20 protein-coding genes, 1 tRNA gene and 5 pseudogenes are annotated in these 26,223 nt (G+C 40.9%); 14 read left to right on the plus strand and 12 right to left on the minus strand.

Going from position 1 to position 26,223, the window contains the following annotated elements:
- Window positions 1-1,225: 1,225 nt before the first annotated feature.
- Window positions 1,226-1,630 carry a hypothetical protein gene (locus AYT27_RS07540; RefSeq protein WP_041583410.1) on the minus strand — a complete coding sequence of 135 codons (405 nt, stop codon included), beginning with the start codon at window positions 1,628-1,630 and terminating at the stop codon, window positions 1,226-1,228.
- A gap of 41 nt (window positions 1,631-1,671) precedes the next feature.
- Here AYT27_RS07540 and AYT27_RS07545 point away from each other — a divergent pair, with 41 nt between their 5' ends.
- From AYT27_RS07545 to AYT27_RS07575, 5 genes are all read left to right on the plus strand, one after another.
- Window positions 1,672-2,220 carry a hypothetical protein gene (locus tag AYT27_RS07545; protein WP_034448348.1) on the plus strand — a complete coding sequence of 183 codons (549 nt, stop codon included), beginning with the start codon at window positions 1,672-1,674 and terminating at the stop codon, window positions 2,218-2,220.
- A gap of 1,219 nt (window positions 2,221-3,439) precedes the next feature.
- Window positions 3,440-3,586, plus strand: coding sequence for a hypothetical protein (locus tag AYT27_RS08900; protein WP_155266630.1), 147 nt, complete (start codon window positions 3,440-3,442; stop codon window positions 3,584-3,586).
- 1,574 nt (window positions 3,587-5,160) lie between these two features.
- The gene (locus AYT27_RS07560; RefSeq protein ID WP_011181233.1) at window positions 5,161-5,823 is read left to right on the plus strand and encodes a lysozyme; all 663 of its coding nucleotides are present in this window, start codon (window positions 5,161-5,163) and stop codon (window positions 5,821-5,823) included.
- Window positions 5,820-6,047: a hypothetical protein gene (locus tag AYT27_RS07565; protein WP_011181234.1), complete on the plus strand. Its 228-nt coding sequence runs from the start codon at window positions 5,820-5,822 to the stop codon at window positions 6,045-6,047. Before AYT27_RS07560 ends, AYT27_RS07565 begins: the two co-directional genes overlap by 4 nt.
- 128 nt (window positions 6,048-6,175) lie before the next feature.
- On the plus strand, window positions 6,176-6,397 hold the full coding sequence (locus tag AYT27_RS07575; protein ID WP_011181235.1) for a hypothetical protein: 222 nt from the start codon (window positions 6,176-6,178) through the stop codon (window positions 6,395-6,397).
- 177 nt (window positions 6,398-6,574) lie between these two features.
- Here AYT27_RS07575 and AYT27_RS09710 read toward each other — a convergent pair.
- Window positions 6,575-6,649, minus strand: a pseudogene (locus AYT27_RS09710) (hypothetical protein); the annotation flags it as partial.
- A gap of 1,560 nt (window positions 6,650-8,209) precedes the next feature.
- Window positions 8,210-8,294 (minus strand) — tRNA-Leu (locus tag AYT27_RS07585).
- A gap of 296 nt (window positions 8,295-8,590) precedes the next feature.
- Here AYT27_RS07585 and AYT27_RS07590 point away from each other — a divergent pair.
- The 7 genes and pseudogenes from AYT27_RS07590 to dut (AYT27_RS07620) form a co-directional block, all read left to right on the plus strand.
- Entirely contained in the window at window positions 8,591-9,199 is a 609-nt protein-coding gene (locus AYT27_RS07590) for a YqaA family protein (RefSeq protein ID WP_011181237.1), read from the plus strand.
- Window positions 9,200-9,211: 12 nt separating this feature from the next.
- Window positions 9,212-9,784, plus strand: coding sequence for a disulfide bond formation protein B (locus tag AYT27_RS07595; protein ID WP_011181238.1), 573 nt, complete (start codon window positions 9,212-9,214; stop codon window positions 9,782-9,784).
- Between the two features lie 197 nt (window positions 9,785-9,981).
- Window positions 9,982-10,146: pseudogene (locus AYT27_RS09490) on the plus strand (disulfide bond formation protein B); the annotation flags it as partial.
- Between the two features lie 431 nt (window positions 10,147-10,577).
- Complete coding sequence (locus tag AYT27_RS07605; RefSeq protein WP_011181239.1) at window positions 10,578-11,387, plus strand: VIT1/CCC1 transporter family protein; 810 nt, start codon at window positions 10,578-10,580, stop codon at window positions 11,385-11,387.
- Between the two features lie 431 nt (window positions 11,388-11,818).
- Entirely contained in the window at window positions 11,819-12,373 is a 555-nt protein-coding gene (dut, locus tag AYT27_RS07610; RefSeq protein WP_011181240.1) for a dUTP diphosphatase, read from the plus strand.
- A 13-nt stretch (window positions 12,374-12,386) separates the two neighbouring features.
- A pseudogene (gene dut / locus AYT27_RS07615) lies at window positions 12,387-12,752 on the plus strand (dUTP diphosphatase); the annotation flags it as partial.
- Between the two features lie 10 nt (window positions 12,753-12,762).
- Window positions 12,763-13,140 (plus strand): annotated as a pseudogene (gene dut / locus AYT27_RS07620) (dUTP diphosphatase); the annotation flags it as partial.
- 58 nt (window positions 13,141-13,198) lie between these two features.
- Here the strand turns inward: dut (AYT27_RS07620) and AYT27_RS07625 are convergent.
- Window positions 13,199-13,780, minus strand: coding sequence for a biopolymer transporter ExbD (locus AYT27_RS07625; RefSeq protein WP_011181241.1), 582 nt, complete (start codon window positions 13,778-13,780; stop codon window positions 13,199-13,201).
- Complete coding sequence (locus AYT27_RS07630) at window positions 13,777-14,619, minus strand: MotA/TolQ/ExbB proton channel family protein (protein WP_011181242.1); 843 nt, start codon at window positions 14,617-14,619, stop codon at window positions 13,777-13,779. The genes AYT27_RS07625 and AYT27_RS07630 overlap by 4 nt, the downstream gene beginning before the upstream one ends.
- A 485-nt stretch (window positions 14,620-15,104) precedes the next feature.
- Here AYT27_RS07630 and AYT27_RS07635 point away from each other — a divergent pair, with 485 nt between their 5' ends.
- Window positions 15,105-15,431, plus strand: coding sequence for a DUF883 family protein (locus AYT27_RS07635; RefSeq protein WP_011181243.1), 327 nt, complete (start codon window positions 15,105-15,107; stop codon window positions 15,429-15,431).
- Window positions 15,432-15,434: 3 nt separating this feature from the next.
- Entirely contained in the window at window positions 15,435-15,872 is a 438-nt protein-coding gene (locus AYT27_RS07640) for a phage holin family protein (RefSeq protein ID WP_011181244.1), read from the plus strand.
- Between the two features lie 793 nt (window positions 15,873-16,665).
- On the opposite strand, the pseudogene glmM (AYT27_RS07650) reads toward AYT27_RS07640, so the two are convergent.
- The 7 genes and pseudogenes from glmM (AYT27_RS07650) to AYT27_RS07690 all read right to left on the minus strand — a co-directional run.
- A pseudogene (gene glmM, locus AYT27_RS07650) lies at window positions 16,666-17,064 on the minus strand (phosphoglucosamine mutase); the annotation flags it as partial.
- Window positions 17,065-17,152: 88 nt separating this feature from the next.
- Complete coding sequence (glmM, locus tag AYT27_RS07655; RefSeq protein WP_011181245.1) at window positions 17,153-18,532, minus strand: phosphoglucosamine mutase; 1,380 nt, start codon at window positions 18,530-18,532, stop codon at window positions 17,153-17,155.
- 819 nt (window positions 18,533-19,351) lie between these two features.
- Window positions 19,352-21,499 carry an ATP-dependent zinc metalloprotease FtsH gene (ftsH, locus tag AYT27_RS07660; protein ID WP_011181246.1) on the minus strand — a complete coding sequence of 716 codons (2,148 nt, stop codon included), beginning with the start codon at window positions 21,497-21,499 and terminating at the stop codon, window positions 19,352-19,354.
- Window positions 21,500-21,613: 114 nt separating this feature from the next.
- Window positions 21,614-23,095, minus strand: a complete 1,482-nt coding sequence (gene tilS, locus AYT27_RS07665; RefSeq protein WP_011181247.1) for a tRNA lysidine(34) synthetase TilS — start codon at window positions 23,093-23,095, stop codon at window positions 21,614-21,616.
- Between the two features lie 873 nt (window positions 23,096-23,968).
- Window positions 23,969-24,676, minus strand: coding sequence for a hypothetical protein (locus tag AYT27_RS07680; protein ID WP_128083837.1), 708 nt, complete (start codon window positions 24,674-24,676; stop codon window positions 23,969-23,971).
- 91 nt (window positions 24,677-24,767) lie between these two features.
- Window positions 24,768-25,292: a peptidoglycan-associated lipoprotein Pal gene (pal, locus tag AYT27_RS07685; RefSeq protein ID WP_011181249.1), complete on the minus strand. Its 525-nt coding sequence runs from the start codon at window positions 25,290-25,292 to the stop codon at window positions 24,768-24,770.
- 200 nt (window positions 25,293-25,492) lie between these two features.
- Window positions 25,493-26,191, minus strand: a complete 699-nt coding sequence (locus AYT27_RS07690) for a DUF1013 domain-containing protein (protein WP_011181250.1) — start codon at window positions 26,189-26,191, stop codon at window positions 25,493-25,495.
- Window positions 26,192-26,223: the final 32 nt, after the last annotated feature.

The following is a 26,223-nucleotide window of genomic DNA, read 5'->3' on the forward strand; positions in this document are numbered from 1 at the left end:
TTTTTTTCAATTTATAATTCAGTACGATATGGAGCAGCAGAATAATTGGCAAGAAGATGATAAGACATCCCCAGCAATCGACAGAAGAAACATAGAGGGAATAAAGCCATCCACTCAAACACCATCCATAAAATGAAGCAAAAATTCAGTCCGAATAAAAGCCATTAAAACCAATAGGACAAGAGAGATGCAAAATATTATGGCGTAATCTTTCGAAGAAAGCACCATTGATTTTTTGAAAGAAGTTTAGATTCTGTGTCACATGTTGAATGTGATACAGAGAGTATATCAACATGCTCTTGAAAAAATTGGTATGATGGTGATTTGTTTGTTATCATACTGACATTTCCCCGCTTTTTAAAACTGCACAGCACTTTAACATTTCACCGCAGTAGCAACCAGCACTTTCTCTATAAAGTCTATAAAGAGCTTCTGACTGATCTTCCCCTATGTCATAAATATGAGAAGGAAAACTGCAGATACTGACGTAAAGCTGTAGGTTGTTTTCTCAATCAAAACACATAATGAAAACCGCCCCTGGACTTTCTGCAGCATTTGATCTTTCAAAAAGCAAAAGGCCCTTCACCACAACGCACATAGCTATACAATTTTCAATGTTCATACATTAGGGATTCGTGTAACAAATCCAACAAAAATTTTCAACCCTCTCTTTTAAAAAGCGATAAAGATTTCAATCAAAAGGTAAAAGTAGCGGAGCATCTCGCAAACAGGGATGAACAGCAGTTCATAAAGAAAGATGAAGGCATAACAAAAACCGCTTTTTCAAAAGCAGATGACCATTTTTTCCCTCTCCATACTTTATAACAGTACCATGATCAAAAATTACCAAATTGCGTTAGAAAACAGCAAAAATGAAGACAAAAACCTAAAAATATCCTCTATAAAGAATAAAGCAAAAAGAAATCAACGAAAACGGGTCATTTTATCATTCATGTTGTATTCCCGCTATCTTATGGATATTTTATTTGAAAAGATAAGCCATTTTGTAGTATTATAAGAAAGGGGGAGGTTTATTTTTTGTAAATATCCGCAGATTTTGTCTGTTAAACAGAGTCTAAAATTTCTTCGAAAGAGGATAGAGAGATTTGCTAAACAGGAGAGATACTCAAAAAAGTGCTCTCTCTGAGGTATTTTTTGGCAACCACCAACGGCAAAACTCCAAAAGAAATCCCAAGAAACAGAGCAATGGCTTCTAGAATAAAGTTTAAAGGCTGGTGCAAAGCTTTTTTTCACACACAAGCCCATAAAACAACCAGTCAGGAAACAAAAGGGCATTTTCTTGTGGCTTTTCATGCACATCTATAACACTCGGATTTGGCATACCAGATTTGGTACCCCATAGGCACACCAGACCTGGTAAAAATTTTTCTTCCAAACGAAGCACAGGTTTAAAGATGACAAAAGCAAGCAAATGATCAGCTAGAAATGGCAGGTTAAAGAAGAGGGGAACAATGTGGAAGGAAGAGTATTTTTCTATACTTTCAAGAAGTATTGTCCTTTTTTGAGAAAGAAGGAAGATCATTTTAAACGCGTTGCTTTTCATCGCCCTCCCACCGATAGGCGCCTCCCCATAAAAGCATGACTGAGAGAATTTTCCCCATGCTGTCATCGTTAGCGAGAGAGTTCTTTTTTACTTCAAACGGTAAATTCATGAAAACAGTTAAAAAACGCGGTAGACCTAGAATAACAGGCAAACCAAGAGAACCCAATGGCCGTATTTCACGTGCAAAAAGACCAAACAAGGCTGTTCCACAAGTTACGATTGAAATGCGTGCGAAACATTTTGGTTTAAGCATAGAAGAAGCGAAAAACCCGCTTTCGAGTTCTTATATTGGGCGACTTTATATGCTTGGCACTAAACAAAATGGTTCAGGCATCAATAAAGAGCAATATGATACTGCGCAAAGGTATCTTCAAATCAGAAACGACTATCTATGCGCAAAAGGTTTGCCGAGTGGCTATTATGATAACTTTACGCATGCATTATCTGATGAAAAGGCAAAAAAACAATGGGTTCGCAGAGCAACCGATCACTATGAAGAGATGCAAGAAGCAATCAAAGAAGCACAACAGTTGCATCGTCAACATAACTTTCATGGGGCTTTACAATATCTTGTTGTAGAAGATCAATCGCTTCCCTCTCTCGTTTGTTCTCTCCGTCTTATTCTTGACGCACTTCACAAACATTTTGACGGTTAAACAAAAAATGATCATTCGCTGAGAAGCGCGTGTCTGCGCCCGACAACCCAACAATCTGTAAATATTTAAGCATTCATGCATTTATATTGGAACATCATAATATTATTGTTTGAGAATGGAAGCACTGTCGTAAAATGAGAGGCTAAAAATTTATTACAAACCGCTACATGAGAACTTTGAATATACCAAATTAGAATAAGACTATTGCCTCTATCTGTTTGCATAATCTTTGAAACGGGAAGACAGCTTAATTTGGGAAGATATAAAACTTTAAAGACAAAAAAGCGCTCATCTTTACCATCACCTTTCATTCGGCTTTATATTTTCCAAAACGATTTAGGGCAATATTTTTATAAATAATGGGGAGTGCGCATTACCTCACACTTTTGTTTCTGACGTTTTTTAAGAAGAATCACGCCCTTCACGCAAAACAAAAACGCCACTGTGTTGTACAGTTACACGCTTGTTTTAAAGAAACATTTCTTAGCGCACAAAAGCACGCACTCCAAGCCCATTTCACAACGACGCTCATAAATAGTATATGATAAATCCAAATAATATTAACGATAAAGCCATTGTGCACCCCCTTTTTACGTGCACCCCCCTCTTTACGCTTATGAAGCGTATAAGCCAGGACCCTTATTCTCACAAACCGGCACCATTATTCCTTTGCCAGCTTTCAATGTTGCCATAACCCTTGGCCCTTGAAATGATTCATAAGGGATTTCTTTAAAGAGTTTTTACCCCCACGACAACCGCACTTGTGACACACAAAGGAATGGTTTTTCTGATGATGAATGGAGCATTTGAGATGGAAGGATCTTACGATATGCGAGACTCTCATTCAAATTGAAAAAAGATGCATTATCTTTGTAAATCAATATGGTGACAGACAAATTCTTACCCCATCAAAAATCCCTACAAAAGCAATAATTAAAAAGCGTCTCACCAGCATCAAGTCTTATTAACACCCCATTCACCACCCCTCCCACCTCACTGGAAAGGCTTCCCACCTCTTTCACAGCCTCTTCAGCCCACTTTCCAAGTTATTCCCCAACCTAATCTGATCTCACCAGCACACCCTTGATGAAAACCACCACCAAAAGTAAACCACACCATCAGCAATCAACTACAAAAAACAACCTGATTTTAAACTTTACAAAATCTCATATCTCTTTTGTTTTTGAAAAGCACAAAAAATGCAATTTAAGAGTACGTCATGCTGCCCTGCCTTATGCAAAGCATTTTTTATAAACCAACAACACCAGAAACCATTTCCTCAGAAATCTCTCTATCAGCACCAAGCACGACAAAAGCAGCAAACGGGAATGGGCATCCAGCCTCATCATCCTTAACCCCTCTTTAACACACTCGTTACCCCCACTCTCCAAACCCATTGTCCCTCTCACTCTGTCCACAAAGAAAACCAACCAACAACACCAGAAGCCAACTCCTCGAAAATCTCTCCACCGGCACCCCGCACTCACACAAGTAATAATCGAAAAGCGCTTCACTAGCCTCCAAAATCACCCAAAAGCCACACTATAAACTGAAGAAAGATGAAAAAGTGCTTCTTATTCGTATTCGAAATAACTTCCGAATAAAACGGCACACTCTATTACAAAACCAGCGGAGTTGTTTAAAATAAAAAACACAAGATCTTAGTTTTTCTGTTGACAATGAAGAGAAAATCGTATTTAATGACACGTGCGGTATAAGTTTTTTTGTGACTAAATTTCACCGTTACTTCCAGCAGTGCCTTCATCATTATCTTTGTAAAGTTTTATTTCTGTTTTTAGAAAACAGGAAAAGTTTAATATGAGAGAATGTTCTTCAGCTTTAATTTACGCTGAGCATTTTTTATGTACGTCCCTCCCAGTAGAACCCATCCTCTCCAGAAATCTCTCCACAATCCCTCCCCCCACAAAAGCAATAATCAAAAAGCGTCTCACCAACCTCCCACCTCTTTAGCACACTCTTCGCCCCGCTCTCCAAGCCACTGTTCCTCTTACTCTTCACGACAGAGAAAACCAACAACACCGCTGTAAAAAGGAAACCGCAGTAACACTCCTCTCATAAGCCATCCATCTCACTGGCAAACTCTTCCACCTCTTGAGCACCCCCTTTGCCCCGCTCTCCAAGCCACTGTTCCTCTTACTCTTCACGACAGAGAAAACCAACAACACCGCTGTAAAAAGGAAACCGCAGTAACACTCCTCTCACAAGCCATCCATCTCACTGGCAAACTCTTCCGCCTCTTGAGCACCCCCTTTGCCCCGCTCTCCAAGCCACTGTTCCTCTTACTCTTCACGACAGAGAAAACCAACAACACCGCTGTAAAAAGGAAACCGCAGTAACACTCCTCTCACAAGCCATCCATCTCACCGGCAAACTCTTCCGCCTCGTTAGCACCCCCTTTGCCCCGCTCTCCAAGCCACTGTTCCTCTTACTCTTCACGACAGAGAAAACCAACAACACCGCTGTAAAAAGGAAACCGCAGTAACACTCCTCTCATAAGCCAACCACCTCACTGGCAAACTCTTCCGCCTCTTGAGCACCCCCTTTGCCCCGCTCTCCAAGCCACTGTTCCTCTTACTCTTCACGACAGAGAAAACCAACAACACCGCTGTAAAAAGGAAACCGCAGTAACACTCCTCTCACAAGCCACCCACCTCACTGGCAAACTCTTCCGCCTCGTTAGCACCCCCTTTGCCCCGCTCTCCAAGCCATTGCCTAACCTGATCTCACCTTATCCGCCCACCCCTAGCGAAAACCGCACTATCAGCAATCAACCACAAAAGACAAAAAGACAACCTGATGTTTTAATCTTTGTCAAATCTCATGTCTCTTCTGTTTTTGAAAAGCGAGAAAAATGCAATTTGAGAATATGTCATGGTCATACTGCTCTGCTTTATGCAGAGTTTTTTTATGGAGAAGTTTATGCGAAAAATATCAAAAGAAGGACTTGCGCTGATTAAACAATGGGAAGGATTACGTTTGAGCGCCTATCAAGATTCTATTGGTGTATGGACAATCGGTTATGGCCATACAAAGAGTGCTGGAAAACCCTTTGTGCGCAAAGGCATGACAATCACTGAAAAGCAAGCCGAAGAACTTCTTTGTCGAGACTTGCAACAATTTGAAAACGCTGTTGAGCAAGCTGTCACTGTTTCTTTAACAGATGAACAATTCGCAGCGTTAGTTTCGTTTTGTTATAATGTAGGAACAACAGCTTTTTGCAACTCGACACTCTTAAAGAAACTCAATAATGGTGATTATGAAGCAATCCCAACCGAATTACAGAAATGGACCAAAGCAGGAGGCAAACGTCTTCAAGGTCTCGTCAATAGACGTGCAGCAGAAACAGGGTTATGGGCGAAGCGCTCTTATGTTTCTTCCAACACTCAAAAAGTAGAAATGAAAGATGCAACAGGTCTTTTCAAATTAGAAGCGCTTGCACCAATTATAGGCTCCGCTTCAGGGCTTGGAGGCTTGTTAACAGTCAATGGTCCGGTCCAATGGGCATTGGCAACGGTGATGATTATAGCTGCCTGTGCTGGAATTTTCTTCGTTGCGAAACGCTTTCAGGAGCATCGTCTATGATCTGGTGGATGAAAAGAAACTTGATAGTAACAAGTGCGGTTTTGGCCGCTTTTTTTATGGCTTTAGCAAAAGCTTTTACGCTCGGCAAAAAGATTGAGCAGCAAAAGCAAACAGAAAAGACTCTAAAGTCAGCAACAACAAGGCTTGAGATAGAAAATGAAGTTAACAAAAAAAGTGATGCTGATGTGCGTGCTGAGCTCTCTAGTTGGCTGCGCGATAAATAAGCGTTCTTCCTGTGAAGGATGGTTGCCCATTTACTTAGAGAGGAAAGATCTCAATGTCATCAGTGCAAACTTAGCAAGAGAGATCTTAAAACATAACAAACAGGGTGAGTACTTGTGTGGGTGGAAACATGGCTAGAAAAAAAACTGAAAAAATGAAAGAACTCACGGAAGCAGAAAAAGAAATGCTTCAAGAAATAATCCTGACCTATCAAAGTGTGAAAATGATGTCTCGTTTTATGAAATGGATTGCATTTTTTCTCTTTTTATTGATCCTTGATTTTGCTCGCCTCATAGACGCAATAGAGAATATCTTTGCACATTTAAAGCAGTGGGTCATCTCAAAGAAGTAAAGAACAAAATTATTCTCTCTCTTTGTGTTGCAAGAGAGAGTAAAAAAACCCTTGTTTAAGAAAATCCACAAAGCTCTATTGTACTCTTCTTATCATTTTATATCTGCTCGAATAGCTTTTACGGTATCCCTTCAAAAGCATCGTCGTGAAATGGGCTTTTGTGCCTTGAAAGATGTTTCATGAATACACTATACGAGCACATTCACAAAATTGTCTAATCTTGCAGGCTTTCTCACCATTCGGCAAAATTTGAAATTCAAAGGCTTAGCGTCATTGCAGAAGATCTGTTAAAAGAGTCTTTGTTATTACTTTACTCTACTCTCTTATACTTCATTCATGACAAAAACTAAATTAAGACGCAAAAGGATTGTGTTTTTAATCAACATATCCACTTAGTCTTTATAACAAAGTAGCGTAGAAAAATTTTTACGAAAGTAATAGGAGAAAATTTACATTTTATTTTTAAAAATATTTGTTTAACTTTTGCAGCTGAATGTGCCAAATTTGATAGTGAAGCTGATCATGTTTACTTGTTTAATAGGGGCACGTCTCTCATACAAAACAAAAACGCCCACACAAAAAAACGCCATTGTATTTCCAATTCATGTACTTTATAGTGAGAAAATCTGTAAGATTAGACAATTTTATGAATTGTGCTCGTATGGTGTATTCATGAAACATCTCTTAAGGCACAAAAGCCCATTTCACGACGATGCCCGTAAAGGACATAATGGTAAAACCATTATGCACCATTCTTTTTACACTTATGAAAGCGCAAGCTGGCATCATCATTTTCTTTGCCAGCGCAAAATATCACGAAATCCTTGGCACTTGGACAATTCATAAGGAGCATTTTCACTTCTTTTTTGAAGAGTTTTTATCCACACGCCAACCCTGCTTGTGATATGCAAGTGAAGAGTTTTGAGTAATTCATTACGAGAGTATTTGCAATGAGAAAATCTTACGCTTTTTCGGAGTTCTCATTCAAGTTGAATAGCTGCTAAATGCGCTTTATAAATCAATGCGTTGCCTTCTCAATTATCCACCTAAAGTAGCAAGATCTATACTCATTAACAGCTTAAAAGGTGTTTCTAGCAGAATGCTAAAACAGAAAAATTGTTTATCACCCAAAAAACTATGAAACAAGAACCTTTGGTCTCCATCCTTCTTTTCTAAGATCTGTGGTGCACCAGTTAACACTCTTCATCGATAGATCCAACAACAAAACACCTGATACATAAAGTTTTACAGACTTTATATTACCGCCTAAACGACGGTGTTTTACGGCATAAATAAGATAAAGAAGAAGCTTCTTATTCAATCATCTCAAGATAAAACCGATGGTTCGAAGACGAAACCGTCTTGCTCTTTGCATCAGCTTTAAAGCAACCCTTTCTCTTTAAAACGACCTTTTCACTTGTGCTGGGAGCAAGAACCTTTGGTTTCCATCCTCCTTTGCTAGGAGCTGTATGGACGCCCCAATTAATATTCTTCATCAATAGATCCAGCAATGAAACACCTTGTAAAATTTTACAGACCATATTAGTGCCCTAAACCTGCTCCATCAGCATATTTTCTTTGGGAAGACTTTTACGGATAAGACGGAAAGAATGTTACGCATTCTTGTTCTTCGAACCATCTCTAAAACCACCTTTTGGACCACCTTTTGCGTTGTGTTTGGAACACTCTCATCTGAGATCAAAACTACATATACCAGAAATAAAAATCTAATAAAAACAATTAATTAAAAGGAAAAAGTGATAGAAAACGCTCTCGGATGATATTGTAGAAAATTCTAAGGGGAAAGAAAAGTGGTGCGGGTGGTCGGACTCGAACCGACACTCCTCTCGGAACCAGATTTTGAGTCTGGCGCGTCTACCAGTTCCACCACACCCGCACACTCTCATAAAGGACAAGGTTATCCATTGTCTTTTTGCACTATAGGAAGAAGAACAGATTCGTCAACAGTAGACTTCTTGTTTTTTAAAAAATCGTATTATTTTTGTTCCATAGTAATTTGATGGATCTTTGTGCTATCTCGTTTATAGGAGAATTTTCTTATTGGATTTAATGAGTCTTTGCCCTATCTGATTAATGAAGTACTTCCCGCAAAGATTGCTCGTTCTGTTTCCCAAACTGGTTTATGGATTACAATTTGTAAAGTCTTTACTTCTTCAGCTTATGAAAGATCTCATGATATTGAACAAACTAAAGCTTTGGACGATTTCTTTAGCGAATCGACGCACAGCATCATATTGGCTTGGGTTCATTGCTTTTATTGAGAGTTCTTTTTTTCCGATTCCTGTAGATGTTTTGTATCTTCCGATGGCCCTTGTTCACCCTAAGAAGGCTTATCGCTATGCCTTTATTGCTACTGTATGTTCTGTTTTGGGAGGAGTTTCCGGTTGGTTTATTGGTCATTTTGCTTATGACACACTTGCCAAACCGATTTTAGAATTTTACGGTAAAGTTGAAAGTTTTCAAACGCTAAAAAACAGTGCGACACTGAAATTTCTTGTAATTTTACTGATCACTTCAGGTTTTTTACATCTTCCGCCTCTCAAGATTACTACACTTTTAGCAGGTGTTATGGGTGTGCATCTTGGACTTTTTATTCTCACCTGTATTTTTGCACGGGGAGCTCGTTTTTACCTTCTGGCGTGGTTGATTAAGCATTTTGGACGTCAAGCAATGCATTTTCTTGCCCGCCATTTCAAATGGATTGTTCTGATTGGTTGTGTTACTCTATTTTTGGTTTATGGAATTTTCATAACTTTTGTGAACAAGTACCTTTTATTTTAAGGAACATGCTCGATGGCACATATTTTATCTTTTCGATATATTCTGCATAAGCATCTTCAGAATGAATCAAGCAGAAAAGAGCAGATTTTGTGGGCTTTTTCTCTTTCTTTTTTCTTCTTAAGCATAATAGGTTTAGCACTTGGTTTTGAACATATTGGGGGATATATTCCTTGCGATTTATGCTTCATTGAACGTTTTCCCTATTACGGTTCTCTACCATTTTTGCTTTTAGCAGGTGTTGGAGCATGGTTTTTTCGCACATCTTTTTGGGTGCAACTGTCATTTTGGTGTGTTTTTGTCTTAATGACCATCAGCCTTGTTTTAGCAGTATATCATGCGGGTGTTGAATATGGCTTTTGGCCAGCGCCTCTCAGTTGTGGTGTAAACATGATAAGAAGAACACCAGATGTCAACCAGCTTTTCAATCAATTAAACAACATCCATCCTCCCTCTTGTTCTGAAGCATCCATACGCTTTCTTTTTCTCTCATTTGCTGGTTGGAATGTCGTTGCCAGCCTCTTTTCTATGCTTACGAGCTTATATATTGCTTCAAAAGGGCTCTTAGCAAGTTATAAAAAACTTTAACCGCATCACGAAAACCAAACTCTGTACCCCTTGCTCTCCAGTCCCCGCTTTCCAGCCAAAGCACGCACGCACCTTGCAAAGCACACACATAAGCCCTCTCAAAGCACCAGTACCCTGCCCCCAATACCATCATCGCTCCTAACACCGGCACCCTTTCCCAAGCATACCCACCCCCAATACTCGTATTTACCCCTCCCAATTTTCTTTTCTCCAGACAATTGAACAACATCCGTCCTCCCTCTTGTTTTGAAGCATCCATACGCTTTCTTTTTCTCTCATTTGCTGGTTGGAATGTCGTTGTCAGCCTCTTTTCTATGCTTACGAGCTTATATATTGCTTCAAAAGGGCTCCTTTCAGACTATAAAAACGATAACTGCAAAACAAGAGCAAACCCGCATGTTCCCATACTCTCCAACATACCGCCCCTCTTCCCATACCCAGCACCAGTACAAACCTCTCACAGCACTCCCCAACATACCTGGAAGCCTTGCCATGCACCCTTGCCATGCACCCTTGCCATGCACACCGCCAACACGCCACACCCCATACCCTTCATCCTCACCGTCTTATCCACTGAAACGCTTTCTTAGTAGAATCTCCGGCATTTTTCTCATTTTTTCGCATACAGTTTTTTGGCCAGTTTATGTTGTTTTTTAGCCAGTCTTTTACTTTCTTCACACACCAACGCTCTTCTTTTTCATCAGTGTTTTTTCAGATTTTTTAATTTTGGATTGACTTTCGTTCTTTTTCTCTTATATCTTTAGAATTATTCTAAAGTGCAAAGGAACAAAAAATGTTGAGATCGTTTTTTTCATTTGTACAACGTAAAGCTTTATCCTTTCGTTCAGCACAAAGAGTAATATTTCGAGCACTCAAGACAAAAAAACAGCATGCAGCTCTTTATTTGGGATATGCAAGAGCTTTAAAGCCTTATTCTCCCAAGCAAGCAGCGGTTTTTACAGCAATGGGCATACAAGAGCTTGAAAATTATAAGCAGCTTCTGTGTCTTTCTTGTAGCAATCGTGCTGGAACTATGGATTCAGCGTGTGGTCGATCTTCTTTTGTAGCAAGAAAGCAACCCCATACATACTCTCGAACCAAAACGACAACGCAAACCACCAAAAAGCCATCGAAAGCGCAAAAACAAACACTTTTAACGTGGATTCAGCCTGGCCTTGCAGGCTTAATGGATGGTTCTGTCTCCACGCTTGCCCCGATTTTTGCGGCAGCTTTTGCAACGGGTGACACGCATCAAACCTTTTTGATAGGGCTCTCGGCTTCGATTGGAGCAGGTCTTTCGATGGGTTTTACAGAGGCAGCCCACGATGACGGCAAATTATCAGGCCGAGGTTCTCCATTTAAAAGAGGCCTTGCCAGCGGCATTATGACAACGATAGGAGGATTAGGTCACGCACTTCCTTATTTGATCAGCTCTTTTTATATTGCCACAATTATTGCCTTTATTATTGTTTTCTTCGAACTATGGGCCATCGTGTGGATTCAAAATAAATTTATGGCGACTCCATTTTGGCGAGCATCTTTACAGGTGCTGATTGGTGGTGCTCTGGTTTTTGCCACGGGTATTTTTATTGGTAGTATCTGATATGAATACTAAAACACCTCTCACCCATAAGTTTCCATCATTGAGTTTTCCCAAAAAAAGCCATCAAAAGCACAAAAACAAACACTTTTAACGTGGATTCAGCGGGTATTTGCAAACTGAATGGATAGCTCTATCTCCACGCTTGCCACAATTGTACAGCAACTCTTGCAACGGATGATACGCATCAAACTTTTTTGAATGGAGAACCCTCTCCCTTTTTAGCATGCATCTTAACAGATTATCATTGGGAGGATTTTTTATTTTTACTCCAACGCTTTTTATCGACAAAATAACCAGCACTGAAACAAACAAGCATTGGGGACAATCTCCATGCGTAGTGCTTTATCAACTTGTTTTATGCGCGACTTTTGTTAGACTAGCAACTGTTTTGTTCTTTGAGATCTATTTTATAGTTTAGAAATGCTTTGATCATGCCTCACACTCAAACTGACGCACACCAAAACAATCAAGAGAATTTTTCTTCATCTCTTATTTCTTCTCGCCCTTCACAGCCAATGACATTATCAATCCAGCGTCTTGACCATGGACAAGGTTTAGAACTTCCTCACTATGCCACAGCTGGTTCTGCTGGACTTGATCTAAGAGCAGCACTTAGTGAAGAAGAAACGGTTATCCTTGCCCCCGGACAGCGCGCACTCATTCCAACGGGTCTAATCTTTCACTTGTCTCCTGGGTTTGAAGCGCAAATACGTCCACGCTCTGGCTTAGCCTTAAAACACGGCATCACCTGTCTAAACACACCTGGAACCATTGATAGCGATTACCGCGGTGAAGTCAAAGTTCTGCTTATCAATTGTGGCCAGGAAGACTTTGCCATAAAACGTGGCATGCGCATTGCACAAACGGTTATCGCACCAGTTCTTCAAGTCAATGTGTGCGCCCTTGAACCACAGCAAAACGAGAGCACAAAAAACACTGTGGGAAACCGAGGAGCAGGAGGCTTTGGCTCAACAGGACACGATTAAGCACCCCATTGCGCAAGAAGAAACGGTTATCCTTGCCCCTGGGCAACGCGCACTCATTCTAACGGGTCTAATCTTTCACTTGTCTCCTTGAGTTTGAAGCGCAAATACGTCCACGCTCTCACTTAGCGCACGGCATCACCTGTCTAAACACACCTGGAACCATTGAGTGCGATTAGCCGGTAGTGAAGTCAAAGTTCTGCTTATCAATTGTGGCCAGGAAGACTTTGCCATAAAACGTGGCATGCGCATTGCACAAACGGTTATCGCACCAGTTCTTCAAGTCAATGTGTGCGCCCTTGAACCACAGCAAAACGAGAGCACAAAAAACACTGTGGGAAACCGAGGAGCAGGAGGCTTTGGCTCAACAGGACACGATTAAGCACCCCATTGCGCAAGAAGAAACGGTTATCCTTGCCCCTGGGCAACGCGCACTCATTCTAACGGGTCTAATCTTTCACTTGTCTCCTTGAGTTTGAAGCGCAAATACGTCCACGCTCTCACTTAGCGCACGGCATCACCTGTCTAAACACACCTGGAACCATTGAGTGCGATTAGCCGGTAGTGAAGTCAAAGTTCTGCTTATCAATTGTGGCCAGGAAGACTTTGCCATAAAACGTGGCATGCGCATTGCACAAACGGTTATCGCACCAGTTCTTCAAGTCAATGTGTGCGCCCTTGAACCACAGCAAAACGAGAGCATAAAAGCTATACGGGAAATCGAAGTGCCACTATCGAGGCGCCAAAAACTAAATGCTATGGGAATTTAGCACAACAGAACACACGTAAGCAGCCAATAAATGGCAAAGCACACCCTTAACAGTCTATTTATTCTCCAGGAGAAACAATTTCCATCGTAGCAGTATTGGCGTTTACCACCTCACCGCTTTTCGCTACCACGCCAGCATCGCCTGTAACATTTATCTCCGTAGCTTCTACCGCACCTGCCGTTTTATTATTTTTTACACCTCGTGCAGAAATATTGGTAGATTTTTGCAATCCTATAAGACCGACTTTGGTATATCCAGCAGTACGTATTTGATTAAGCAAATCCACCACAGTCCCATAATCGATTTCGCTATCGGCTTTGATCAAAACCTTTGTTTCTAGATTCTGATTTGTTTCCTTCAACAAGGCTTCTACAAAGGTTGTTTTGCTGACAAGATGATCACCAACATAAAGAGAATGATCTTTTTGCAAGGTCACATAAAGAGGTTCGTCAGGCTGAATCACAGAAGGTGCCTGAGTAATGGAAGGTAATTGAACAGGAATAACAGAGGTGGCCAAAGGTGCAGCAACCATAAAAACAATAAGCAACACTAAAACGACATCAATGAAAGGGGTAACATTGATCTCGTTGTGCAACCCACTCTCATCGAGATCCCAATCTTCATTAAAGTTTGCTTTCATTGTTTATGACTTTTCTGTTGTCTATATCGATCGAGTTCACGGCTCAAGAGTCTCTCAAGTGCAGCAGCGATATCACCCAAATCATTGCGATAACCGCTCAAAGCACGCATCAGGCTATTATACATAACAACAGCGGGAATAGCCACAAAAAGGCCGATAGCCGTTGCAAGCAAGGCTTCGGCAATTCCAGGAGCGACGACATCAAGCCGTGTTGTTTGCGATTGAGCAATTCCGATGAAAGAATTCATGATCCCCCAAACGGTTGCAAAAAGACCAACGAAGGGAGCAATAGCACCAATAGTTGCAAGAACAGCGCTCCCACATGCAACACGGCGTGTAGCAGCCAGTAAGCAACGCGACAAAAGTGAATGCACACGCTCCTTCAAGCCCTCATTAACACCACGAGCAGTCTCTCCATATCGCGCAATCTCTGCATAGGGGATAGCATCTTCACAGACAACCGTTTGTTCCCCTTGTCTTTCACTGGAATCCTCCGTTGCAATAAAGTTGACCTTTTGCGTGGAAAGATACACCTCTTTAAGCATTTCTTTAAAAAAAAACACACCAGGTCCTTTGCTGTCTTTCAAGCTAGCAGCCAAACGTGTCAGAGTTTGAGCGCTAAGAACCAAGCGCAGTTCATGACGTGCTTTTCGTTTTGCCAAGGTAATTTCAATGATCTTTACAAAAGCAATTGTCCAAGATGCCAGAGAAGCCAGCAACAACAACACAATAACGGCTTTCACCACAAAATCAGCGGCCATAAACATAGAAAAAGGAGAAAGATCATGCGCTGCAAATACAGCAGGTGGAGTGTCTAAAGGTATTGTTTCAGATTCCATTTTTGTCTCACATTATTGTGGTTTTCATTGTGGTTTTCACTTTTTGATCTTACAGCTGTACCATCACCCGGCGTAGCATCACTTTGCCACAATACCATTTTCCTTTTCATGTCACCCTACGCTGAGTCTAAAAAATAAAACTTGATAAATCAAGTATAGTTTTATTTCAAGAAAAGCCTCTTTCAAGAGGGGCTATTAAAGAATTTTTTTCTATACACAGTAATAATCATTTTATTTTAAAAACAGAAAATCCATTTTTTAAAGGATTAAAGCAGAAAAATACCTTTCCCATGCAACATGGATCAAACAAGCAAGATTGAGTTTATCAAAAACAGTTTAAAATCGCACAAAGGGATGGAACTAAGAAAATTGTTTAACGTTATCCAAGCAGTGAAAATTTTTACTCCAAAGCAAATGATCACTACGAACACACAAGAATGATAATGATAATGCGTAAAAATGAGTCAAGAGAGGGAAAAAGCATCATGGCAAATAACAAAACAACAGAGCATAATAAAACAGCAGCAGAAAAAGATCTTCAAACACAATTAGAAAATCTACGCACTGAAATTTCTGGTATAACCTCGACATTGACAGATCTTGGTTCGAGCAAATTGAATAGCGTCAAAAATAAGGCAGGAAAACTGTATAATTCTGCCAAGGAAAATAGTGAAGACATTCTGTCTCAAGCAAAAGACAAAATTGGTGACCTTGAACACACTATGAACCAATGCGTTCGAGACAATCCTGGCAAAAGTGTTCTGTTTGCAGCAGGGATTGGTTTTATTCTAGCACACTTATTGCGTCGTTAAGGCATGCTTATGTTTATCGCGCCTCTTTTAAACCATCTTGTCGGTGGGGAGCTGAAAAGCACTGTCAAGCAAGTCCGTCTCCAAGCAATTTGCTTTGGAATTATTGGCATTTCCTTGTTTATGTCTTTGATCTTTTTATCTGTCATTGGTTTTATTGCATTATCTTCAGTAATAAAACCTCTTACAGCAGCCAGTGTGCTATTTTTCATTTGGCTTTTTCTTGCAACCTTAGGTATTTTAATCAGCCGCTTTCTCAAAGCCTATCAGCACTATGATCAACAAAAGAAATCAGAAGAACAACGCCATAAACTTATGACAGAAGCAACTCTAGAAAGTGTTGCATTGCTTAGCAAACATCTACCTTTTGCAAAATTAGGTATTCCGATCCTTGGACTTGCAACTTATTTTTTGTGGAAAAAAGAGAAAAAAGACCGTTTTTAAGATCAAAGTCTGTATTGTACAATTCATCTCTTCCGAGGTACTTTCTCCATGCGAGAGAAAGCGCCTCTTTTGCTTCTCATCCAGCAATGTTTTAGAAACCTTCATCCTTGCGAGTGAAGAGAAACAATAAGAACCGATAAGCTTTTACATCCCACGCATCTACCATCCCCTGTATCATAACATGCCTTTTCTCTAACAGGTTATATGCTCCCTTTAGACACCCCTCTGTTTCCTTTGCATCTTTACGCATTTCTTTCAGATGTTCACCGATACCCTTCATGTTATGGGTGATAAAATAAAGAGGATGTTCTACAAAAGGCTCTCCTACGGAAACTCCAGCGAATGAGCATTGTTTCCAGATGTATCTAACTATTCTGCCTCATTTGACTATTCTAAAAAGATGATGAAATTCTCAGCCGCAAAGTTTTATAAGAGAAAAGCAATGATGATCTCTTGTTTAAAAAAAAAGCCTTCACGATCCTTCAAGGGAAGCATGCGCTTTTGAAAAAGCATATCATGATACGCGATAACATCCACCATCTCGTATCACAACAGCATCCAGCACTTCCCTCTCATCGCCTCCAGCCCTCATGCGGATAACCAGCTTATTTGTAGAAAACTAGATCACCAACAGAGCTTTTTTTACCAAACATAAAACAGCATTGATCAGTGGTTTTGCTTGCCACTCTTCTCCTCAACCAGCAAATTTGCACAATCCTCTTCTCCCTCAAAAACACGCCATTTTCAAGAAAACTTTTCCTCAACATACTGCGTAAAACTTTGCATTTATACATTCAATCATAATACGGACTACGGGCTCGGTTCCAGAAGCACGAATCACCAGTCTTGCTTTTTTTCCTAAACGCTGTGTTGCTTGCTCTATTGCTGTTTTGACCGGATTTTTTTTCAGCACATTTTTGTTTTTAATCATTACGTTTTTGAAAATTTGTGGCACAGGTTCAAAGCGCTGACACAAGTGACTCATAGGAATTTGGATTTCTTGCATACAAGCTAAAATCTGCAAAGCAGCTACTAAACCATCACCCGTTGTACCAAAATCACTCAGCACAATATGCCCAGAAGCTTCACCCCCAACATTATATCCCTTCTTGCGCATCGCATCGACCACATAGCGATCCCCTACCTTTGTCCGAACAAGATCTAACCCTTTGCTGTTTAAGAAGCGCTCGAGCCAAGATCGGTTTCAGAAGCACAGATTACCTGTCGAAGCTCTTTCCTAAGAATGTTACGTAATTATTCGATCAATTCTCTCAAAATCTTCACGATCTTTCCAGAGAAGCACACGCTTTTGAAAGGGTATCATGATGTGTAATAATATCTACCATCTCTGTCACAACAGCATCAAGCATTTCTCTCTCATCGCCTTCCCCCATAATACGAATTACGGGCTCGGTTCCAGAAGCACGAATCACCAGTCTTGCTTTTTTTCCTAAACGCTGTGTTGCTTGCTCTATTGCTGTTTTGACCGGATTTTTTTTCAGCACATTTTTGTTTTTAATCATTACGTTTTTGAAAATTTGTGGCACAGGTTCAAAGCGCTGACACAAGTGACTCATAGGAATTTGGATTTCTTGCATACAAGCTAAAATCTGCAAAGCAGCTACTAAACCATCACCCGTTGTACCAAAATCACTCAGCACAATATGCCCAGAAGCTTCACCCCCAACATTATATCCCTTCTTGCGCATCGCATCGACCACATAGCGATCCCCTACCTTTGTCCGAACAAGATCTAACCCTTTGCTGTTTAAGAAGCGCTCGAGTCCAAGATTTGACATAATAGTTGTAACAACACCCTTAGACTGCAAACGTCCGTTTTTATGCCAATGTTCAGCAATAACAGCGATCAACTGATCCCCATCAACGGTTTGAGCTTTTTCATCCACAAGAAGAACACGATCTCCATCCCCATCGAGAGCAATACCCACATCAGCGCGCACTTCATGAACTTTTTGTTTTAAAGAGGCCAAATCGGTTGAACCGCATTTGTGATTAATATTGGTACCATTTGGTGTATCATTAATCGCAAAGACCTCAGCTCCCAATTCCCATAAAGCACGCGGAGCCGCCTTATAAGCAGCACCATTAGCGCAATCGACAACGATACGCAAATTATCCAAACGAACATCGCGCGGCAAAGTTCTTTTGGCATATTCGATATAGCGGTAAATATCACCCTCGACCCGTTTTGCATAGCCAATTTCGGCACAACTGGCTAAAGATTTTGAAAGATCTGTATCGATCAATTGTTCAATTTTTTCTTCTATCTCATCTGAAAGCTTAAAGCCATCAGGACCAAAAAGTTTAATACCATTATCATAGAAGGGATTATGAGAGGCCGAAATCATCACCCCCAGATCAGCACGCAATGAGCGACAAAGCATAGCAACAGCAGGTGTTGGCACCGGTCCTAATAAGAACGCCTCCATTCCAGCAGCGGTAAATCCTGAAACCAAAGCATTTTCGAGCATATAACCAGACAAACGGGTATCTTTACCAATTACCACACGACGCGACTGATTTTGTGACCGAAACAAAATTCCCACAGCCATCCCCACTTTCATAGCAAAATCTGGTGTCATGGGAAAAACATTGGCTTTGCCGCGAATTCCATCTGTACCAAAATATTTTTGTGGCATTCCTCTTTCCTTTATATGCATTTCTTTTCTTGCAGTCTTAACCAAACAGCGCTCTAGTAGTGCAAAATCTCCCAAGAGATCATTAGAGTCTTACCATTTTTTCAGACAATCAAGATACCCGCCTCACGTCTTCCTCCTGCACAAATCTCTGATTTTCTAAAGCCCCTGGACCATTGAACATAGTTTTATGCCCTCCACATTCAACAGTGTTTTTCTATGACGCATTTTGTCCCTACGCTCGCTTTGAACACTTACTTTAAACACCTAAAAGATAAACCCACAAGCTCTCACACCACACACGCATACCTTTGCCAAAAACCACACCGGCTCTCTCTGACATTTTTCTCAATCAAGACACGCATCACAGCCCTTTTTCAAAGTCTCCTAAACCCAAAGCGGTGCAATACCTGTTTTCATGCCCCTTGGCAAATCGGAAAGCAATACATCACCTCTTTTACATCCTTTTGCAAACTGAGAGCACAGCACTACACACTGTTTTTCTATGACGCATTTGTCCCTACGCTCGCTTTGAACACCTCAAAGATAACGAAATACCCTCCTACACCACGCACGCATACCTTTGCCAAAAACCACACTGATTCTCTCTGACATTTTTCTCAATCAAGACACGCATCACAGCCCCTTTTCAAAGTCTCCTAAACCTAAAGCAGTGCACCACCTGTTTTCATGCCCCTTGGCAAACCCGAAAGTAATACATTACCTTTTATATCCTCTTCGAAAGAGTATTTCAAAACCTTAAGGCAAATTAGCACCTTGTCTTAAAGAATTTGGCGTAGGATTTTTCCAAGACAGAGTCCCTCAAGCTTTGGGTTCCTGTTTGCCTTTACGTTCAGCAGCATTTAGGTCTTTTTCAGTGTTTTCTTTGCTTCCAGAGAAGTTGGCTGCTTGGGGAGTTTTTTTTGTGCTTTGTGTTTTTTTCTCAGCCCCAGGAGATTTTTTTCTTTTAGACACGCTATCATTGGATTTAGCATGATTAGATTTTACTTTTTCCATTCCAGCTTTTAGTTTTTCCTTTTCTTTATCTGCTTTATGCGCATCTTTTTTATCCAGTGTTTCTTGATCGAATTCAGCTTTACTTGCTCCAGCCTTAGGGACAGAAGAAGTCCGTGGAGAAGCATTTTCATTTTTTTGGGTTCGTGAAGGAGGTTTTCCTGCGATGACTTCTTGAATTTCAGCGCCAGTTAAAGTCTCATATTCCAACAAGCCTTGGGCAAGAGCGAACCATTCTTTCTTTTTTGCTTTCAAAATTTTGGTAGCATTTGTATAAGCATCATCAATAAGCTTACGCACTTCAGCATCGATCATACGCGCTGTTTCTTCAGAGACATTTTGTGTTCGTGCAACGGAATGTCCTAAAAAGACTTCATCTTGGTTATCGCCATAAGCGACATTTCCAAGTAGATCAGAAAAGCCCCATCTCGTAATCATTGCACGTGCTAATTTTGTTGCTTGTTCGATATCGGAAGAAGCACCAGAAGTGATATTTTCTTTTCCGAATTTCAATTCCTCAGCCACACGTCCCCCCATCATAATAGCCAGACGAGAAATCATCCACCGATAACTCATGGAATAGCGATCACCCTCAGGCAATTGCATAACCATTCCCAAAGCCCTTCCTCTTGGCACGATTGTTGCTTTATGGACAGGGTCAGCCACAGGCACATTGAGAGCGACGATAGCATGACCTGCTTCGTGATAAGCAGTAAGTTCTTTTTCTTCTTGTGTCATAGCGGTTGAACGGCGTTCAGCCCCCATCATGACTTTATCTTTTGCATCTTCGAACTCTTGCATAGTGACGACTCTTTTATTACGGCTCGCAGCCATGAGAGCGGCTTCATTGACAAGGTTCATCAGATCAGCACCAGAAAATCCTGGCGTTCCTCTTGCCAAAACTTTCAGATCCACGTTAGGAGCTAGAGGCACATTGCGCACATGGACTTTCAAGATTTGTTCACGCCCAGAGACATCAGGGTTTGGCACAACAACTTGCCGATCAAAACGTCCTGGTCTTAACAAAGCAGGATCGAGCACATCGGGACGGTTTGTTGCAGCAATGAGAATAATACTTTCATTGGGTTCAAAGCCATCCATTTCGACAAGCAACTGGTTTAAGGTCTGCTCCCGTTCATCGTTCCCGCCTCCTAATCCGGCGCCCCGATGGCGCCCGACAGCGTCGATTTCATCGATAAAGATAATACAGGGAGCATTTTTTTTAGCCTGTTCGAACATATCCCGCACGCGACTTGCCCCAACACCGACGAACATTTCGACAAAATCGGACCCTGAAATAGTAAAGAACGGTACATTGGCTTCACCAGCGACGGAGCGAGCCAGCAAGGTTTTACCAGTTCCAGGAGGACCAACAAGCAAAACGCCGCGTGGAATACGTCCACCTAAGCGTTGAAATTTTTGTGGCTCACGTAAAAATTCGACAATTTCCTGTAGATCTTGTTTTGCTTCTTCAACACCAGCAACATCCTGAAAGGTAACGCGCCCCTGCGCTTCATTGAGCAATTTTGCTTTTGATTTGCCAAACCCCATTGCCCCACGCGATCCACTTTGCATTTGTCGCATAAAGAAGATCCAAGCTCCAACGATAATAATAACAGGCAACAAGGAAAAGAGAAGATTGAGGAAGATACTATTGCCAGAACTTTCAGGAACAGCTTTAACGTTCACATTTTTGCTTTCCAATTTTTGTATCAAGCCTGGATCCCGTGGAGCATAGGTTGAAATAACTCTGTTCTCAACGGTTTTTCCTGTTAACTTTTGTCCTTGAATGGTAACAGCCTGAAGCTCATTATTCTCGACTTTCTGCAAGAATTCGGAATAAGAGAGCTCTCCACCTCCAGAACGCTGGCTATCTCCATTAAAGAGAGAAAAGGATACAATCAAAATCAAGGCAATAACTCCCCAAATGAGGAGAGAGCGGTAATTGGAATTCATATCAAGTCCACTTAATAAAATACAGATCCTAAATAGTTACCCCTAACATATAACCTTGTCAGCTCCTTGCCAAGATATGAGAGGATGTTTATTCTCTTTTAGAGTGATTTTTCTTTATCCTTTCACCTTAATATCAAAAAAAGGCTGCACAACATTCACAAAAGCAGCATCTTGAGAAGACAAAAGCCAATCGAAGGGAGCCATAATGCGTCTTATGGTGATAGTGTGTTGCATAGCAGCGTGATAAGCCAATTCTGGAATATCGTACCCCTTATCATTTGAGATCATCAACAGGGATTTTAGAGAAGGGAAATGGGTGTTTTCAAGATTGAAATTGTTGTTTTTGAAGAGAGATTTCAACTGTTGCAAACCCGCTGCTCCAACTTTTATGGGCTCATGGCTATGATTTGTGATCTGATAGCGCCCATCCCATAAAAAAGTTTGTCCTTTTTCAACAATAGCTTCTTTGATATTTCGCGCTTCACGCCAAAAAGCGATTCCGCTTCTGTTATATTCAATGACAGATCCAGCATAAGTAAAGCGGCGTTTTTCTGAAGAATGGAGAGATAATTTTTGAACGAGAGTGCTTAATTTTTTATGAGGGAGCAAGTAAAAGCCGCCTCCCATCAAAACAGCGAAAAGCCCCACGACAAAAGGAAAACCTGGATGTTTCTGTAAGAATAACGCAGGCTTTGCAATAAAACAACGCCCATATTCAACAGTGATATCCAGAGCCAAAATCAGATCCGCAATATTTTTTGCCTGTTGACGACGTTGAAGCGCCGCTTCATGAACTTTTCGCGCGATGCAGGTAAACTTTTTGGGTTGAAGGGATTGACGCACACGCACACGTTCAAAATTGCAATCTTCATTGGTTGGATCTTCAATCCATGTTTTTTCTTTTAAACGTAGATACGTCCGCAATGTTTCACGCTTTACACCAAGGAGCGGACGAATTAAACGCACTGTTCCACGCAACAGTGCTTCACGCGGAATACAAGATAAACCGCGCTCATAGATCAGCCCATCACTTTTTTCGGCAATATCTCCTCCATGACCTCCAACACCCATCCTCTCGCACCTCTCTGCAAAGGCTTCCTGCTGCAAAACATCCGCATGAACTCCCCCACCCATTTCTGCAAAAGCTTCCTGCTGCAAAACATCCGCGCTCTTTTGGAGACGTTGATACCGCATTTGATAAGTTTCAACCTGATCATTAAGCGTATGCCCTGTCATAATAAGTGTTGCGCCTTGTTTTTGCGCTTCTTGAAAGAGCAGATCATAGCGTGCAACACGAGCGCTTGAAGCGATATGGGTCTTTGGCTTTTTACCCTCCCAGCGCACAATGCGATGTTGAATATGATGAGCACGACAAATTTCCGCAACAATTGAAGCTTCACGCGCTGATTCTTGACGCAATTGATGATCAACGGTCACGACAATTATTTCCGGAGGAACAGAGAGCGTTTTTAAATGGTCCTTGACCAGAAATAGCAAAGCAAGAGAATCACTTCCGCCTGAGACTGCAAGTATCAACTTCTGACACTGAATAAAATCTGATGTTTTAAAGAGATTTCCTGCTAGTCTAACGCACACCGTAAACGACTCCTTTCCTTTTTAGAGGTTTACAAAAAACAGACTCCAACATTTTCTGATGCTTTGATCTTTCTACAAAAAGTGAACAAAACTCTTTATTCTGTTCAAGAGCAATCATATTCCTTGCTAATTTCAGCAAAATTTCAGAAGTGTAAAGTTTCTTTTTGTCTGTATACCATACGTTAAGATAAATTTGTGCTGCTTTGTGATAACGTTTTTATCTCAACAACGCTTCTGCCAACCAAAACAAAGCATCATCACACAAAGGGGCTTTTTTATAACACTGTTGAAAAGTGCAAAAGGCTTTTTCAGCATCAACATAATTGACAGAAAGAATAAAATTATACCCTTTTTATACAATGCTTGAGAAGAGAAGCTTGAGAAGAGAAAAATTTTCACCATAATGTAGTTCGACATGATCTCTTTCTTCATGCCTTTTCTCTAACAGGTTATACGCTCCCTTCAGACACCCCTCTGTTTCTTTTGCATCTTTATGCATTTCCTTCAGATGTTCACCGGTCTCGTTCAAATAACCATGCATTTCTTGCAAACAGCTTTTATGATTATGGCTTTTCACAACAGCAACATTTTTCTCACCATTTTTGTATTATGCGCTTTCCAACCTTTCTTTATAACCTGCACGTTTTCATCCAAATCAACACTCTCAAAAACACAAGAATAAAAAGAAGAGTCTTTTTATCAAAAAACCGATGGAATTGCTTTTGCACATTTTTCAAACCAGTATGCTCAAGCACCATCGGTATATTATGCAAGAGTTTATCCAAATCATAATCTTTAAAAAGAGTCTTCTGATTTTCTAAAATAAACTCTTGTCTTTGCAACATCTCCTGAAAAAAGAGATCCGTAGTATTCTTATTCACCTACATCGGAAGCCTTATCTGCAGCATCAGGAGCAGCCTCATCCATCGCATCAGAAGATTTATCTGCAGCATCAGGAGCAGCCTCATCCACCGCATCAGAAGATTTATCTGCAGCATCAGGAGCAGCCTCATCCACCGCATCAGAAGGTTTATCTGCAGCATCAGGAGCAGCCTCATCCACCGCATCAGAAGATTTATCTGCAGCATCAGGAGCAGCCTCATCCACCGCATCAGAAGATTTATCTGCAGCATCAGGAGCAGCCTCATCCACCGCATCAGAAGGTTTATCTGCAGCATCAGGAGCAGCCTCATCCATCGCATCAGAAGGCTTATCTGCAGCATCAGGAGCAGCCTCATCCACCGCATCAGAAGGTTTATCTGCAGCATCAGGAGCAGCCTCATCCATCGCATCAGAAGGCTTATCTGCAGCATCAGGAGCAGCCTCATCCATCGCATCAGAAGGCTTATCTGCAGCATCAGGAGCAGCCTCATCCATCGCATCAGAAGGCTTATCCGTAGCCCCAGGAGCAGTCTCATCCACTGCATCAGAAGGCTTATCCGTAGCCCCAGGAGCAGTCTCATCCACTGCATCAGAAGGCTTATCCGTAGCACTAGACTCCGAGTCATGTGTAAAATATTTGGAAACCCAATGTGCTGCACTTTGAGCAAACGAAGCAGAGCAAGCTATAAATATCGCCATATAAAAGACAATTTTCAATTTTTTTCTACAATACATCCACATGCTTTTCTCCTCTTAAGAATCAGTCCAATAGTTTAAGCAAACCATTTTTTTAATTACGGTTTATATTATTTATCGTAGTAACAGCACGTCTATTCTGGTTCCAACAAGAAATATCGTCACACACTGCTACAGGTCTTTCTTTTCCATAAGAAATTGTTTGAATCCGTTGTGCAGAAACACCAAGAGAAATTAAATAATTGCGTACAGCAACGGCTCGGCGCTGACCAAGAGCCAAATTATATTCACGCGTACCACGTTCATCAGCATGGCCTTCAATGACAATAGAATAGAAGGGATAACGCAATAACCATTCTGCTTGACGCATTAAAATAGCTTCGGCGTCAGGCTCAATAGAAGAAGAATCAAGACTAAAGAAAACACGATCTCCAACATTAACAGTAAAATCCTGACTTGAACCTAAAGTTGCCTGATTAAAACCCGCATTATTCAAAAAAGCGCCATTTATACCGCTAAGTGCACCAACATTTTTTTTGTCGCCGCACCCCACAAGAGACAGTGAGAAGAAAAGGACCACTGTTAGGGGCTGAAAGATAATATTTTTGAGAAAGCGCATGTACTGATTTTCCTTAGTTAGTAAACATCACTATTGAAGTGGATATATTCTTTAAAGAGCGCCTCAGGGATAACTTTTAATCCCTAATGAAGAAAAAATATTTTTTATTTTTTCCCTGACCATTCTTTTTAGTCTCCCATAGCCTTCTCATTGACAGCCTTTGAGCATCAATGTACAACCGGGATACCTTTTACTTTGTGTCATTCTGTTGATGCGTCATTCTCACGATTTTTCTGCAATGCATTGAGTTTAGCAAAAACTTTATCAGCATCGAAATTCTTGTTGAAATCTTGTTCATGTTCCTTTTCATGGATGGCAACATTTTCTGTAACCGATGCGGGAAGTAAAGATTTGTCTTCCTCATTAGAGAGAGGACGATTTTTTGCAGCACGCTTGAGTTCGATATCCAAATCGATTTGCAAACACAAGCCAAGCCCTACCGGATCAAGAGCGACCAAATTAGCACTATTCCAATGGGTTCTATTGCGAATTTGCTCAATAGTTCCTTTTGTTGTTCCAATCAACCGTGCAATTTGTGCATCCTTTAACTCAGGATGATTGGTCACCAGCCATAAGATACCATTTGGGCGATCTTGACGTCGCGAAAGAGGGATATAGCGAGCCCCTTTACGTTTTTTTTCTGGAATATGGACTTTTGACTGAGAAATTTTCAAGCGCGCATTTTTGTCTGCTTCCACACGTGCAATTTCACTGCGTGTCAACTGACCAGAACTAATGGGATCGAGGCCTTTAATACCATAAGCAGCTTCACCATCAGCAATAGCTTTTACTTCCAACACATGCAATTTACAAAATTCTGCAATCTGATCAAAAGTAAGCGCTGTATTATCAACCAGCCAAACAGCTGTAGCTTTGGGCATCAAAAGTTGCGTTGCCATTTTTATAATATCCTCTTATTCGCCTTTTAATA

This window comes from Bartonella henselae str. Houston-1 (assembly GCF_000046705.1).
Lineage (GTDB): Bacteria > Pseudomonadota > Alphaproteobacteria > Rhizobiales > Rhizobiaceae > Bartonella > Bartonella henselae.